Annotated in this window: 18 protein-coding genes; 2 read left to right on the plus strand and 16 right to left on the minus strand. The window is 60.1% G+C overall.

Annotation, left to right across the window (positions count from 1 at the left end; all coding sequences use genetic code 11):
• Nucleotides 1–16: 16 nt before the first annotated feature.
• From OQF71_RS00505 to OQF71_RS00515, 3 genes are all read right to left on the minus strand, one after another.
• On the minus strand, nt 17–907 hold the full coding sequence (locus tag OQF71_RS00505; RefSeq protein WP_280585077.1) for an alkaline phosphatase: 891 nt from the start codon (nt 905–907) through the stop codon (nt 17–19).
• Complete coding sequence (locus OQF71_RS00510) at nt 897–3,380, minus strand: DUF499 domain-containing protein (RefSeq protein WP_280585078.1); 2,484 nt, start codon at nt 3,378–3,380, stop codon at nt 897–899. The genes OQF71_RS00505 and OQF71_RS00510 overlap by 11 nt, the downstream gene beginning before the upstream one ends.
• A gap of 147 nt (nt 3,381–3,527) precedes the next feature.
• On the minus strand, nt 3,528–4,394 hold the full coding sequence (locus OQF71_RS00515) for a GIY-YIG nuclease family protein (protein WP_280585079.1): 867 nt from the start codon (nt 4,392–4,394) through the stop codon (nt 3,528–3,530).
• A gap of 354 nt (nt 4,395–4,748) precedes the next feature.
• Between OQF71_RS00515 and OQF71_RS00520 the strand changes: the two genes are divergently transcribed.
• Both OQF71_RS00520 and OQF71_RS00525 read left to right on the plus strand, forming a co-directional pair.
• Complete coding sequence (locus OQF71_RS00520) at nt 4,749–5,312, plus strand: hypothetical protein (RefSeq protein ID WP_280585081.1); 564 nt, start codon at nt 4,749–4,751, stop codon at nt 5,310–5,312.
• Nucleotides 5,313–5,476: 164 nt separating this feature from the next.
• Nucleotides 5,477–5,725, plus strand: a complete 249-nt coding sequence (locus OQF71_RS00525) for a hypothetical protein (protein WP_280585082.1) — start codon at nt 5,477–5,479, stop codon at nt 5,723–5,725.
• 215 nt (nt 5,726–5,940) lie between these two features.
• On the opposite strand, the gene OQF71_RS00530 is transcribed toward OQF71_RS00525, so the two are convergent.
• The 13 genes from OQF71_RS00530 to OQF71_RS00590 all read right to left on the minus strand — a co-directional run bounded on the left by OQF71_RS00530 (nt 5,941) and on the right by OQF71_RS00590 (nt 12,848).
• On the minus strand, nt 5,941–6,552 hold the full coding sequence (locus tag OQF71_RS00530; RefSeq protein ID WP_280585083.1) for a tyrosine-type recombinase/integrase: 612 nt from the start codon (nt 6,550–6,552) through the stop codon (nt 5,941–5,943).
• Nucleotides 6,553–6,679: 127 nt separating this feature from the next.
• Entirely contained in the window at nt 6,680–6,901 is a 222-nt protein-coding gene (locus tag OQF71_RS00535) for a hypothetical protein (RefSeq protein WP_280585084.1), read from the minus strand.
• Between the two features lie 149 nt (nt 6,902–7,050).
• Nucleotides 7,051–7,332, minus strand: coding sequence for a hypothetical protein (locus OQF71_RS00540; protein ID WP_280585085.1), 282 nt, complete (start codon nt 7,330–7,332; stop codon nt 7,051–7,053).
• Nucleotides 7,322–8,341 (minus strand): hypothetical protein, encoded by a 1,020-nt coding sequence (locus tag OQF71_RS00545; protein WP_280585087.1) that lies wholly within the window; start codon nt 8,339–8,341, stop codon nt 7,322–7,324. Before OQF71_RS00545 ends, OQF71_RS00540 begins: the two co-directional genes overlap by 11 nt.
• A gap of 306 nt (nt 8,342–8,647) precedes the next feature.
• The gene (locus OQF71_RS00550; RefSeq protein ID WP_280585088.1) at nt 8,648–8,896 is read right to left on the minus strand and encodes a hypothetical protein; all 249 of its coding nucleotides are present in this window, start codon (nt 8,894–8,896) and stop codon (nt 8,648–8,650) included.
• Between the two features lie 12 nt (nt 8,897–8,908).
• Complete coding sequence (locus OQF71_RS00555; RefSeq protein ID WP_280585089.1) at nt 8,909–9,430, minus strand: HNH endonuclease; 522 nt, start codon at nt 9,428–9,430, stop codon at nt 8,909–8,911.
• Nucleotides 9,431–9,437: 7 nt separating this feature from the next.
• The gene (locus OQF71_RS00560) at nt 9,438–10,283 is read right to left on the minus strand and encodes a hypothetical protein (RefSeq protein WP_280585091.1); all 846 of its coding nucleotides are present in this window, start codon (nt 10,281–10,283) and stop codon (nt 9,438–9,440) included.
• Nucleotides 10,283–10,537, minus strand: a complete 255-nt coding sequence (locus OQF71_RS00565) for a hypothetical protein (RefSeq protein ID WP_280585093.1) — start codon at nt 10,535–10,537, stop codon at nt 10,283–10,285. Before OQF71_RS00565 ends, OQF71_RS00560 begins: the two co-directional genes overlap by 1 nt.
• Before the next feature lie 35 nt (nt 10,538–10,572).
• Complete coding sequence (locus OQF71_RS00570; RefSeq protein WP_280585094.1) at nt 10,573–10,836, minus strand: hypothetical protein; 264 nt, start codon at nt 10,834–10,836, stop codon at nt 10,573–10,575.
• A 211-nt stretch (nt 10,837–11,047) separates the two neighbouring features.
• The gene (locus OQF71_RS00575; protein ID WP_280585095.1) at nt 11,048–11,272 is read right to left on the minus strand and encodes a hypothetical protein; all 225 of its coding nucleotides are present in this window, start codon (nt 11,270–11,272) and stop codon (nt 11,048–11,050) included.
• On the minus strand, nt 11,265–11,777 hold the full coding sequence (locus tag OQF71_RS00580; RefSeq protein ID WP_280585097.1) for a hypothetical protein: 513 nt from the start codon (nt 11,775–11,777) through the stop codon (nt 11,265–11,267). Before OQF71_RS00580 ends, OQF71_RS00575 begins: the two co-directional genes overlap by 8 nt.
• Nucleotides 11,778–12,045: 268 nt before the next feature.
• Nucleotides 12,046–12,510: a hypothetical protein gene (locus tag OQF71_RS00585; protein WP_280585099.1), complete on the minus strand. Its 465-nt coding sequence runs from the start codon at nt 12,508–12,510 to the stop codon at nt 12,046–12,048.
• Nucleotides 12,507–12,848 (minus strand): hypothetical protein, encoded by a 342-nt coding sequence (locus tag OQF71_RS00590; RefSeq protein WP_280585101.1) that lies wholly within the window; start codon nt 12,846–12,848, stop codon nt 12,507–12,509. The genes OQF71_RS00585 and OQF71_RS00590 overlap by 4 nt, the downstream gene beginning before the upstream one ends.
• Nucleotides 12,849–12,886: the final 38 nt, after the last annotated feature.

Below are 12,886 nucleotides of genomic sequence, written 5' to 3' on the forward strand. Positions count from 1 at the left end.
CCTTTCCACCACGATATTACTTCTCAATGTCTAATTTAATTCGTGGAGTTAAGCACTCAGCAAGGCTTAGTCCGCCATGTTGGAAGGTACTGTACTTGCCTCGGGCAGGCCAGGTGTATCTGCCGATAGGCATGTAGTATCCGTCTGCTTCGACGACGAGTCCCGCGTTGACGAGATGTCTCGCGTCAACGTCCCCAACACTCTCGAATCGTCCGCTGAATGTCTCTTGGAGGGCCGACTTCTCGCTATCGCTTATCTGGAAGGTGTGCCCGGAATCGAGGCGGGCATACCCGTGGTCCGAACCGATCACCACGCGATCAGTATCCAGTTGATCAAGGATCGCTTGTAACGCCGTCTCAGTCTTCTCGTACATCTCTTCAATCGACGAGAGTTTTGTCTTCCCCTCCTGTATGTTTTCGAGGAGGGCGTCGGGGTACCGACACCAGATGATCTCCTCGTCGCCGTCGAGACTGGGCTCTTGGCTCTTGACATCCGCCGTCTTGTGGTCTTTCTTGATCTGGGAATAGTCGACTCGATCGCGGTAGAACTTTGTCTCCGAGGGAACTGAGGAAAAGGAGAATCCCGTCTCAGGTTCGTGTCCTTCGTCTTCGAGCATATCGACGAACATTGACGCCTCGCGGACGCTCATCGCATCCATTACCACGAACGTCCCGTCTTCGGGGATATCGAGGGAGGCTTCATTGACGCACTTGTCGGGCAAGACATCAGTGAAGAATTCCTGATAGACATCCAGTAGAAGACGCTCGTAGCTCACAGCGTCGGTCTCGCGTCCGTAATGCTCGGTGACATCGTCGCCGGCGGGATACCAGATGTCCCAGAGGGTATCCCATACTGCTGGGACAGGGTCGTCACTCTCAATCAGCCGGGTGAGAGACTCAGTTCTCATCTTCACGCTCCACGGTCACTGTTGCATCGATGTGTTCCCCACTCGGGAGCTGCTCAAGGAATTCGACCAATTCGTCCTTCGAGAGGTTGTCGACATCGTAGGACAGATCGATATGTGTTGCTGCGTCTTTCTCCCCGTTTATCCGCGAGTCTGCCATGCTCCGCAGTACACGAGCACTGTTTCCTTCGAGTTTGATAGCCTCCGTGGAGACTGTGACAGGACTCGTATTGTTGGACTTGGGAGGCACTGACTTCGTTTCGGGTTGTTGTTTGAGGGTCGTCGTATCGTCGATCTCTCCCTCGCCCTCGTCTTCACTATTTGGTACTGGCTCAGGCTCTTCCTCGAAGATTGATTCGTCGAGGTTATCTGGATGATGGATTGTTAGGTCGTCAGAGAGGTCAGGCAGCGCATCGCCCTTCTGTGGTACGTAGAAGTTTGCTCGATCCCCTTCGAGTACTATTTTCTCATCGCGATATAGCTGGCTAACCGCCGAGTAGAAGACTTCGTCGGAGAGGAGTATGGGCATCCGACGGAATTGCTTGAAGTCGTTGAGCATCGACGCGATTGCGATACCGTTCTCAGCATCCGCAACTTCCTCTCGGATCTTCTCGCCGACGTAGGTTTTGTCTCGGCCAACCTTGTCCTTCACGTCGTCGACATCTGCCGCGACATCGATCCGACGCATCCGAATTCCATCACCACTTGGGTCTTCGCTCCACTTCACCCACTTCCCGAACCGGTCTTCTAGTTCGTTCCGAAGCTCTCGCCGCTCGTCACGGATGATCGACGTAAGTTCTCCGCCGTCGTCGACGTTCCCACGGAGATTTTCAGCTCCTAAAACACGAGCTGCCTTGCTGATTATCTCCTCATCGTCGCGGATTTCCTTCTTTGGTGTGACAAACAGAATCGTGTTCTGGTAAGTCCGTCCCCCAAAGAAGTCGTCAAGCTTCGCACGCAGTGCCCCGTTAGAGAGGTAATCAAGCATCACCACGGTGGTCAGTTCCTTTCTGTCGGGGACATCCTCGTCAGGGTAGACAGACACATCATCACTCCAGACATCGCTACGGACAACATCGACAAGGGTCTCTTCGATGCTGCCACGGTCGTCTTCGAGTACCCGCTCCTGTTCACGAGTCACCAGCGCCGTGAGCTTCGGATCTTCGGTGAGGTAGTAGTTCTCTTTCTGCGAGTCGCGATCGAGATAGTGAGCAACCCCGTAGAGCCCTTCCAACGACATGTGGAGCTTGTCGACCGTCGCTTTCTCCGGCTTGAACGTTCCAAGGAGGCACTCGGTTACTGACGCTCGCTGTCCCCGTTCCTCGATAGTGTAGAGGAAGATCGTCCGAAGGAGGTCATCGCCGAAGTCGATGTCGTCGACGGCGTCCTTGTCGGAGGTATAGCGGTTGAAAAGTGTCTGATTGATGCCTCGGAAGGCGCTCGGTGTGATGTCACACGTAATAAGGAGATCTGTCTCATCATACTTGCGGCGGACCGTATCAGCAAGAACGTTCATCACACCACGGACGCTCTGTCGCTCCCGACCCGCGTCGTAGACATCATCGAGTAGGTCGAGAAGTTCGGGATGGAACGGGTATGTCTCGACCATACGGTTCTCATATCGCTTGGGTTCGTCAATCTCGATAGGGTAGTTATAGTGATCGACGTACTCGCTGACAACATCACGAATCGCCTTTTCGTCGACATCACCCTGACGAGTTTCGAAGAGCCGATGGAGGATGATCTGCTCTCGGTCCCCCGTGTCGTTCATATCGACGGCGTAGGGATTGGTTCGATTGACGATGCGCTTGATGTCTTGACTCTTGTCGAGGAGGGTGGCAAAAGCGAAGAGATCCTCCTCTGGGTCGTTCGCCACTTCGAACAAATGCTGGAGGAAGAACTCATTTCGTTCGAGCAGCTCTTCGTTCTCGCTCTCGTCGAACGATTCCCACCAAGTTTCGATCTCGTCGAAGAAGATAGCGACTGGTTCCTCCTCGGTTAGTCGTTCGAGATGCTCTGTTGTCGGGTACCGTTTGATGTCGTCCAGGATATCTTCGCGACCTAGATCCTCGAAAATCGGTTCCCAGATGAGATCTGCGTCGGTCTCGCTAGTGGAGTGAATTGTTGCCTTCGAGCTCTCGGGGAGATCTAAGGAAACATCCCATTCGTCAACCCATTTCTGAGCGACGGTTGGGCTGTTGAACATATGGTAAAGCACGAGAAGACCGTGAGACTTCCCGGCTCCATAGGGCCCAGAGAGAGTGATTCCTCCTTGGTTGTCCCGCCCACGAAGCTTGTTATCCACGTGATCGAAGGCCGTCTGGAGGGCGTTCGAGGGATAAGTCATCGAGAACAGCCGATCTGCATCGTTCTCCAATCGATCCTGATCGGAGCCCACCTTGTGAGCCTGCAAAACTCCTTGGAACTGACCCTCGATAACTTCGTCCCGAGGAGTGAGGAAATCCGCGATCGTCATTATCTAATTCAACTGTGAGGCACGGCCTCTTTGGTGTTTCCCATCAGCACAGTGTCAACAGTGCTGTGATGTAATCTCTCCCTCTCACATGAGAGTGTTAGAACACCCCTCAGAGGTGAAATCTTCTGGTGGGATCGCCAACGCTGATCAGAACTGGTCTCGCGGCGCCTTCGTATTCGCCAGCCAGTGTGCGCCGATCAGGTCCGTCTCGATCTGCTCGCGCTTGTGCTGTGCGTCGCCGTCGTCGACGATCGCGTAGCTGAACACCAACGCTTCATCCCGATTCCGGCGGTGCTTGTAGAGCCGACTCTTCAGGTTCCCGCTCTGTCCGATGTACTCCAGCGGCTCCGGCTCCTTGCGGTCCCAGATCCGATACACACCAGCATCGGTCGGGAGCCCGTACGCGTTCGCGAGCGGTTCGGGTTCGGTCCAGTCGAGCCCCATCCACGATCGACTCGTCGGCTCGTCGGCGTCCGTCCACGGGAGCGGTCCGATGCCGGTTGCCGAGTTCGACTCGGTCTCGTCGTCGTCGAGCGCACCGCCGGTAAATCCCCCCGAGCGCTGGCTCGACCGCTTGTAGCCCTCGATGATGCGCCCGAAGTTCGCCGTCGTGTTCTCGCCCGACTCGCGGCGGTACACCGCGATCAGCGCCTCCTCGATCGAGAGCCGTCGCTGTCGCTGGTCGATGTCGTCGGGCTCGATGACCGACACCTGGAAGGCAGGCCCGTACTCCTGTCTCACGGCCCAGAGGCTCGGCGCCGCGACGTGCGGGTCCGTGTACGGCATCTCGTCTTTGTAGCACCCCGAGAGAGCGCGAAGGCGGCCGCGGAGGCTGCGACCAGTCTGGCCGATGTAGGTGAGGCCGTCTCGATCGAGATGTCGAACGCGGTAGATACCCGGGTTCGTGGAGATCTCCGAGAGCTCGCCGTCGGCCGGGTTCAGGCTGAGCCACGGTGACCAGTCGAACCCCATCCAGTCGGAGCCGTGGTAGTCAGACTCGTTGATCGGAGTCACGTAGTGGGACTTTGTTCGGCGATCGCTATTGAGTGTTGGCTGTCGATTTCGGTGATCGCGATCGTCGACGCCGATTCGACCACCCACTTTCAGTCACTCGTCGCCGACCGAGATTTCGGTGTATACCGCCGGTCTCCATCGCGGGGGGAGGTGGTGGGTTGGCGTACGCGCGAGCGCGTAATCTCCCGCTCGGCGCGACTCGCCGCGATTCTGCCGAGTGATTGAAATCGGTTTCAGTTGGCGTATTCTCTGAACTCACGACGAACTGATCCGACGAGCAAGCACTACAGGTACAATTTTCGACGAGTAGGTAGCACAGAAAGTTGATATAACCGGTGATCGTCACGTTTCGTAATGAGTTGGATCCACGACCTCCTCCCCTCAAGCCGGCCCTCCCTCGAAGATGTTCAGCCTGAGCGAGAAGAACGATTTCCCCGTCATACGTACGGACCTGGATATCCGATCGTCGTTCACCAGCAAGAGATCGATGACCTTCGTCGTCTCTTGGAGATAGAAGGTGACGCGCCAGATGGATGGGAGAACGACCCACTGCTCAGTAGCGAGGACTTCGACGAGATCATCGAGGATGTAACCGGATTCGAAACTCCGCCTCCCGAGGCGCGCCGCGACGAGATTGAGGAGATTATCGACTCATGGCAGGAGCAACTCACCGATTCCCAAGACGCCGTCTGGACAGCGATTGGCACCGATTACCGGTTCAAGATCTACATCGCCCGTTGTGAAGCCCGAGCAGATGTAGAGGGAGACAGATTCGAAATACCGCCCGAGCTTGAGACTGCACGCGAGATCCTCGAACGAATTGAAACCGCTCAGAACACCGATTCGAAGCTGGCGATCGTTCACAAGCGCGATCTCCCGCTAGAGGAGCCAGAAGAAGAGCCGACAGGAGCGAGTTAGCAGTACATCTGAAGACGCGAGATTTCAGCCTCGCTATTTCACGGAGCAATATACCGATCGAACGATCGAATAATCAGAATATTTGTCGTGTCTACAGACGTGAATACACCAGAATGAGACAATAACCCCACATTTTCAAGTTGTACCGAGACAATACGTAATCGATGTCCGGAGATATCCGCAAGCTGCGCGATCTCGGTAACGGAAGCGGCGGTATGGTCATCCCGAAAGAGGTCCTCCGCGAGTGGGGACTAGTCGATGACGACGGCGAGGTGATCGACGCACACCTCTACTCCTCCACTTCTGACGGTGTCCTCACGGTCCAACCGCTCGGCGCGGGTAGTGCCGATGACGACTCACAGCCCACGCGCTCGACCGGCCGGTCGATCCCGGCGTCAAAAGCCGACCTGTAACTCCGGTCTTTTCCTTCGACGGTTCGCCCGCCAGCTCACTCGCCGAGCTGACGCTCTATCGCGACGATCGATCCGGTCCGCTTCCCCTCCCCCTCACGTCCCTATACATACGCCCGCGCATGGGTCAGATTCTGAGCAGGCAGCAGCAACTCCGAACCGGTCGATCTCAGAGGGCGTCACATCGAGATATACGGCGATCTCAGTGTGAATTCCGGTCAGACTCGGTCGATGTGGTCGTAGACGCGCTCGGTCGTCTGAATACTCGCGTGCCGGAGCCGGTTCCGCACGTCGTAGAACGTGTTCCCGTCCTCGACGTTGAGCATCCGATAGGCGACGCTGTGGCGGAGCGTGTGCGGTGTCACGTCTTCCGGCTCGCCACGACCGGCGACGGTCATCGGACGCACGTCGGCGGCGACAGCCGCGTCTCGCACGACGTTCCGCACGGACTCGGTCGACATCCGGTTCGACTGTCGCGAGGGCCACAGCGCCGCGGTCTCCTTCCATCGTCCGGCGAGGTACATCCGGAGCGTTCGAACTGTCTCGTCGGCGAGCTCGATCTCGGTGTAGCTCGGCGAGCGGTCGGTCGGGTAGTCCTTCTGGAGGTCGGCCGGGAGCGCGATCACGCCGTCGTCGAGGTCGAGGTGGTCGTCCACATCGAGCGCGATCGCCTCGCTCACGCGAAGCCCCGAGTCGTACAGCGTCGCGATCAGCGCGTCGTTTCGCGTCGCGAGGTACGTCGCGCTCGCTTCGACCGTTGCACTCCGCATCTTCTCGACCTGCTCCGGCTTCAGCCAGACGGTCGCCTTCTCTTGAGTTTGGGAATCCATTGTTCGGTGTGTTCTGTGGTGGGTTGTTTATAAACGGTACAGCGAGGAAGGGCGGTCAGTTTGGGAGTCTATACAAAGAAACCCAAACTCGTCTTAGGCGTTGACACACCCCCGATCGGTCTCTTGCTCACTCGACATCGTCTGTTTCTCCCGAGATCTCAGTGTACTCTGCCATACGCGCGGCTGCGATTCCACAGAGCAACGCGATCACCGCCGTCGTCGAGACGACATCTGGATGCTCAGGGTACAGCACCAGCGGGACGAGCGTCGCCGCCGCGATGAACACAACGCCGACCCACGTCGCCGGGTGGGTGAGCTGCCGGTAGACCACCGAGCGTTCGCTAGGCATCGTCCAACCTCGCAGGCGTCCGCACGTCTCGGGCGGTTGTCCACGGACGTACTCGGGCTCCGCCTCCGCCGTACGCCCAGACGGTCGCACCAAGTAGGTGTTCACGGGCGATCGCAGTCCGACTTCGATCGACCCTCTCGGTGGATCCGTCACTCGCCATCGTAGACCTCCGGCTCTAGGCGCTCTCGTGCGTCACACAGTCGCTGCCAGCCGGCCATTGCGATCTGTGCTCCCCTGAAGAGCCCGTACATCAACCCCGCTGACACGATGTAGAACGTCGCGATGAACGGATACACCACGAGCAGCGGCGTGATCCGAAGCCGGCCGTAGGCCGTCCGCTGCCGCCACTCGTTCCGTAAGTGAGCGACATCGCAGCCCACGCCGTCGACGATAGCGATGAACGCGTCCGAGAGTTCCTCATTAGTCGTCATCGGGAACCTCCAGAGCGTCCCGGTTGATCTCGATACACTCGGCGAGCTGCTCTCGAGAATCTCGGATTCGATCTTCGACCTCACGCTTCTTCTCTAGGTCGACGTGCTCCTCGATCGCGTCGCGGACGAGGTCCTCGAGGAACTCCCGTTCGAACTCTTTCAGCGCGTTCAATTCGACGTTGGTGTCACGCCCGTCGGAGACGTACCGACGGAACGACCGCTTGATCGTCGCGTCTTTGTCCGAAGACGAGGGTACCGGATTCTCGGGGAGTTCGAACCGCTCGATGTGTTCGGTGTTCAGTGCCTTCCTCTCCAGTGCGAAGGTTCCATCGCAGTTTGGGAACCAGAACGGAGCCCCGTGTTCGGCATTGTAGTAGCGGTGATCGTTGGAATCAGGGAACTCCCGACCAAGGTCGATACCGTAGTACCCCATCGCGTCGAGGATGCTGACAGGCGCGTGGAAGCCAGAGGGATTGTAGTCTCCGAAATAGAGAACTCTGACATCCTTTCCGTCGGTGATTTTCTCCCTGATTCGGTTACTCGCTTGGTAAACCTTCGAGTCGGACCAGTCTCCTCGAGTCGCCTCTAGGCGGACGTTGTACTCCTCGCAGATCGGCGCGAAGACAGAGGCGAGACTTTGCTTTTCGAGCCACACCTCGACGTAGGTCTCCTGTTCGCGCCAGAAGCTCTCCCAGTAGTCGTTCCACACCTCGTCGACGCGGTCGTCGACGAAGTGCTCGGGGTCACGCCACCCCGTCGCCGCAACGTTCTCTGCCGTCCGTGAGGCGTCGACGATCTGTGCGGGGTCGATGTAGCCGGCACGCCGGCCCTTCTTGACCGCTCGCTTCACGTACCGATATTCCCACTTGTGACCGCGGGATTCGAGCGCGTAGTAGACATCGCGCACGGTACGTTCTTCGCCTGAAGACAGCACATCCTGAATCTGCGAGAGAATGGCCTGATACTTTTTGCCGGGGTTCCACTCGCCCTTGGTCGTGTCACTCGCCATCGCTCTCACCCCCGAGAGGGACGCTGTATTCGTTCCACTTCCGGCGATCCTCTGAGTCGCGAACGCGGAGGTAAAGCCGATTGCTCGGATGGACCTTCGCCTTCAAGTCGTCCCCGACCTGCTCGTAGCTGGTCCCGAGCGCATCGGGATCAAGACGGAGATCGCCGTACTTCCCACGTTCAATTGCTCTGCTGTCTTGCTCACCGCTCAATGGTGATCACCTCGCGTTTGTACCCGAGTTCTCTGAGATCCTCGATCGCCCGCTCCTCCTCTTCACGGTCCATGTTCCGGAGAACAATCTCGGCGTCACCCATCGAGATCACCCATCTGCTCGACCTGCTCAGCTACCGGCTTGAACTCCCACGAGCCGATCGACCCGCCGTACAGGTCTCCGTACGAGTCTGCAACCGAGGTCGCCGTCGCTCGGTCCGACCGTGATGTCTCCCCCGGACGCTCTCTGTCACCTCGGCCCCGCTGGTCCTGCACCAGCTGCAGGAGCAGTGCGTTCTGTAGCTCGATCGCCTCCGCGATCCGCTCTAGGTTCTCGTCGCTCATTGGTAACCTCCGTTAGACTTTGATCGGCTCTCCATCGCACTCTCGTCTCGCACACTCCAGGCACCGCTCGCCGGCGAAGCCGGGCGATGTCGCGAGCAGTTCCGCGGGCTCGTGACACCCGTCACAGACGGCTTCCTCCGAGACGGCAGCTCCACGACGCCGCTGCTCGCGCTTCTCGTCTTCCGCCCACGCTCGAACCTGCTCCTGGGTGATCGACGCGTGCCGAGCGTGCTCGACCGGCTCGATGTTCCCCGGTCGATTGTCCCACTTGACGCCGTTCTGGTGGTGCACGTCCTTCTCCGCGAGATCGTCGAGCACCGACTCGATCGGCTCGTCGAGCGAGTAGCACTCGACGACCGCGAGCAGCCGATGATGCGCGACGTAAACATCTTCTCGGCCGGATGTCGCCGTGTGCGGGCGGTGCTCTGTCGATCGCCAGCGCTCGTAGCCCGCGCCACTTCCGTGACCGGGTTTCGCGTGTTCGAACCTTGCGAACGATTGCACGCGGTTCTCACCGAGGTGGTAGTTTCGCACACCGTCATCACCTACTTTGGACCCGCGGCGCCAGCATCACGGTCACGTGGCCGAATCCTTCCGCGAAGTCGTAGTGCATCTTCACGGGCATCTCCTCAGAGAACTCGACACGAAGGTCCGTGTCCCTGTTCAGCGGCTTCAGGAGTCCCTTGTACTTGCCCCCCTGTGTAGATCCACCGACCAAATAGGGGAGCGAGTACAGCGAGGTCGCGTCCGACTCGAAGTTCGCTTTGGGGAGATCGTCTGAGTCGAGCACCGTCTCGATCTTGTCCGTGTCGCCGAGGCCGCTCACGACGAGCGCTTGGTCGTCGACGACCGCCTCAAACTCGACGTGGTCGCTGACGAGTTCTGCGTTCTCGACTGCGTCACGGAACACCCCCGCGTCAGCGGTGAACTCCACGCTGGGATCGAGATCTGGAACGTCGGGCTCGCCACGGATCGCATCCGGGTCGATCCCCGACATCTCCACCTCGACGTTCGTATGCTCGATGTCGATCGACCGTGTCTCAGGCCGGTACGACAGCTCCACCGGATCGCCCCCGCTCGCCCCATCGATGTAGTCGTCGAGCTTCTGCAGATTCAGCCCGATCGGAAACATCCCGTCGCCGACCGACTCGAACGCGCCCGGTTCGACTTCCAGCTCGACCATGCCGACGTTCGCCGGATCCACCGCCGCGACCGCGAGCCCGTCGTAGCCGATTCGAAAGATCGCCTCGTCGACGACCGTCAGCAGCTGGTCGACCACCTGCTGCAGCACTTCGGCGCGGACGATCACCGTCATTCCCTCGACCGCCTTCGTTGTCGATTCCTTTCCGCTCTGACCGTCTGCAGCTTCCGCGTCAGCGGCCGCCATCAAGCACCACCTCCGAGGTCGTCGTCAGTCGCGTCCTCGGCGTCGGTACTCCCGTCGATTTCGGTGGTGTTGGCACTCATAGTCGTTGTGTCCGCGAACCGCTTGGTCGTCTGCTCGATGCTCTCCGGGACACCACTCAGGGTCTGTTCCAGCTCCTCGGCCGAGATCCCCGCCGGCGCTTCTACGAGAAGCGAGACATCGCCCTTCTCGACGCTCGCCAGCGTCCGATCGCCGACGACCTCGATATCGAGCACCGCCGGCTGCTCCGGCGCTGCAGTCTCTGGCAACATCAGTCGCCACCCCCTCGTCCCAGACGGCGACGGTTCTGCTCCGTGTCCTGTGACCGGGCAGAACTCACCGAGATCTCGTCTCCCGGCTCAGTGAGGTCAGCACCCTCTGCCAGCTCGATTCGCCAAACGCCGGGGCTCGTCATTCTCACTACCACGGATGTCGACTCCGGGTCCCCGTTTTCGTCGAGAATGCCCAGTAGCTCTAGGTGGTCTTTCGGCAGCGTCACGACGCCACTGCCGCTCTTCCGCTGGATCGTCTGCAAAGAGACCACGGTCACTCACCCCCGCAGAGCGCTTTGCCAGACGTGCAGCCGTTGTAGCGACACTTCGAACAGAACCGGAGCCCGCCGTTGGTCCCGTCGCACCCCGGACACTCGCAGTCGCGTGAGGGGTGTTGACAGCTGGAGTCTTGCCGACCTTCGTCGGCAGCGTCCACGTCGACGCCCGTGGCTGTACGAGCCGATTGTGCCCGACTCATGCTTCCCTCCAGTACTCGACCTCGTGGCTCGCGTTCTGCTCGTCATGAGCCCACGGCGAGTCGTCCCCAACTTCGAGCAGGAGCGTCTCGGTCTCCTTGCAGGTACAGCAGTAGGCGTAGATGACGCGGCGCTCGTCGAGATCGGTCTCGTAAGGCTCGTCGCCCGACGACCCGCGCTTGTCGACATTCTCGGCGGCGCTGACGGCGCGCTCACTACTCATTACGAGTCACCTCCGTGTCGGCCGCGGCGAGCTCGTCGAGCCGCTCGCGCGCCTCGCCCCCGTCCGTCGCCGCCTTCTGCGCCGGCACGTCCGGGTCGGGGTCGGGGCTCGCCGTCGCGTCGTCGAGCGATCCGACGATGACCCACACGTCGTGAACCCCTTGGTGGAGCCGAATCACGTCTGCCGCCTTCAGCGGCTTCACCACGATCCGCCGGATCGCGTCCGTCTTGATGTTCAGGTGATTCGCGAGCACCGACTCCGCCGTCTCCAGTTCGATCCGCCCGCCGATCCCGGTCCACTCGACGAGCTTCCGGTGCCCCTCACGAGCCTTAAGCGGAATCTCGCCGTCGTCGGTCTCGCTCGCGTCGTCGCCATCGACGTAGGCTTCTGAAACCGCGAACCGGATCGCATCCGCGAGCGACCCGTGCTCCTCTTCGGCTTCCGCGAGCGCGTCGAGTCGCGCCTCGTCACGGATCGTCGCCTTCGCGACTCGCGACTCGCTCATGCCGCCACCCCGCTACGCCTGCGAGCACGGCCATGGCCGCATAATGCGCGGCGGCGCGCGCGCCGCTTAAAGTTCGCGAGCACCCGCTCGGGTGCGTCACGTGGGCACCGATTCTTCCACACCCCCGTACCTTCGTACGACTTCACAGATTCGGCGTGAGAGGCGAAACGGGCGCCGATAACCGCCGAATCGGTGTCGTACGACGGGGTCGCGGTTTCGTACGACTCGTACCCTCCAGTTGTTCCACGTGAAACAGTCGAAACGGAGGTCATCGCTCGGTACCTCCGTCGGCCGCGACCGGCTGGTCGGGCTCGGTGTCGACGCGATCTCGCTCGGCGTCGTCGATCGAGAGCCACCACGGCGGCGACAGGTGCGTTCGACCGGCGTCGAGATCGGTCACAGCGAGGTCCTCGCGGCTCCATTTCCACCAGAGAAGCGCGACGTGAGCGCACCAGCCGCGGAAGCGGTAGCCGTCACACTCGCACTCAGCGACGAGCTCGCCCTCGTAGAGCGCGAACAGAACGCGGTGCTTCGCGAGGCCGTCGTCGTCGACGTAGCCGAGCAGCACGTCGAACTCGGCCGGGTTCGCAGCGCCGACCTGCGACGGAGCCGCCTGAGCCCGTCGCCAGCTCGTCGACATGGCCCATCCGGTCGGGAACTGGAGTCGATCTGGCTCGCCGAGACGGTTCGCGATCTGCTCACGGTGCTCCTCAACGGCGGTCTCCGCGCTCATGGCGGCGAACACCTCTTGACGAAGTTGCCGACGCCACCCGCATGCCTGTCCTCGATATGCTTCCGAATCGCGTCGTGGACCGCCTTCTCACCGCAACGGATCTTGGAGATCCACCTGTCTTCGTCGAACCGCGTGTTCACCGAGTAGTACCGCGTCTCGCCGTCGACGATCTTGCGGATGTATCCGCTCCATCCCGCGTCGTCTTGCCAGAGCCGAAGCTCATCGTTCTCGTCGAACAGCTCGTCGATTTCGACTTCCCGGCGCTCCTCGACGACCGCGATTGCGACGTTTTCGTCGGTGTCGAGGTCAACGTCGATCCGCCGATCGACGCTGCTCATAGCCCCACCTCCAGCGGGATCGCTGATCGACCGAAAAA

The organism is Halorubrum sp. Boch-26 (genome assembly GCF_029889805.1).
In the GTDB taxonomy this organism is placed as follows: Archaea; Halobacteriota; Halobacteria; order Halobacteriales; family Haloferacaceae; genus Halorubrum.

What these genes read in the sequence shown, in the direction of transcription:
- OQF71_RS00505 (WP_280585077.1), bottom strand. Translation starts at nt 907, where the DNA reads ATGAGAACTGAGTCTCTCACCCGGCTGATTGAGAGTGACGACCCTGTC.
- OQF71_RS00510 (WP_280585078.1), bottom strand. Translation starts at nt 3,380, where the DNA reads ATGACGATCGCGGATTTCCTCACTCCTCGGGACGAAGTTATCGAGGGT.
- OQF71_RS00520 (WP_280585081.1), top strand. Translation starts at nt 4,749, where the DNA reads ATGAGTTGGATCCACGACCTCCTCCCCTCAAGCCGGCCCTCCCTCGAA.
- OQF71_RS00525 (WP_280585082.1), top strand. Translation starts at nt 5,477, where the DNA reads ATGTCCGGAGATATCCGCAAGCTGCGCGATCTCGGTAACGGAAGCGGC.
- OQF71_RS00530 (WP_280585083.1), bottom strand. Translation starts at nt 6,552, where the DNA reads ATGGATTCCCAAACTCAAGAGAAGGCGACCGTCTGGCTGAAGCCGGAG.
- OQF71_RS00535 (WP_280585084.1), bottom strand. Translation starts at nt 6,901, where the DNA reads ATGCCTAGCGAACGCTCGGTGGTCTACCGGCAGCTCACCCACCCGGCG.
- OQF71_RS00540 (WP_280585085.1), bottom strand. Translation starts at nt 7,332, where the DNA reads ATGACGACTAATGAGGAACTCTCGGACGCGTTCATCGCTATCGTCGAC.
- OQF71_RS00545 (WP_280585087.1), bottom strand. Translation starts at nt 8,341, where the DNA reads ATGGCGAGTGACACGACCAAGGGCGAGTGGAACCCCGGCAAAAAGTAT.
- OQF71_RS00550 (WP_280585088.1), bottom strand. Translation starts at nt 8,896, where the DNA reads ATGAGCGACGAGAACCTAGAGCGGATCGCGGAGGCGATCGAGCTACAG.
- OQF71_RS00560 (WP_280585091.1), bottom strand. Translation starts at nt 10,283, where the DNA reads ATGGCGGCCGCTGACGCGGAAGCTGCAGACGGTCAGAGCGGAAAGGAA.
- OQF71_RS00575 (WP_280585095.1), bottom strand. Translation starts at nt 11,272, where the DNA reads ATGAGTAGTGAGCGCGCCGTCAGCGCCGCCGAGAATGTCGACAAGCGC.
- OQF71_RS00580 (WP_280585097.1), bottom strand. Translation starts at nt 11,777, where the DNA reads ATGAGCGAGTCGCGAGTCGCGAAGGCGACGATCCGTGACGAGGCGCGA.
- OQF71_RS00585 (WP_280585099.1), bottom strand. Translation starts at nt 12,510, where the DNA reads ATGAGCGCGGAGACCGCCGTTGAGGAGCACCGTGAGCAGATCGCGAAC.
- OQF71_RS00590 (WP_280585101.1), bottom strand. Translation starts at nt 12,848, where the DNA reads ATGAGCAGCGTCGATCGGCGGATCGACGTTGACCTCGACACCGACGAA.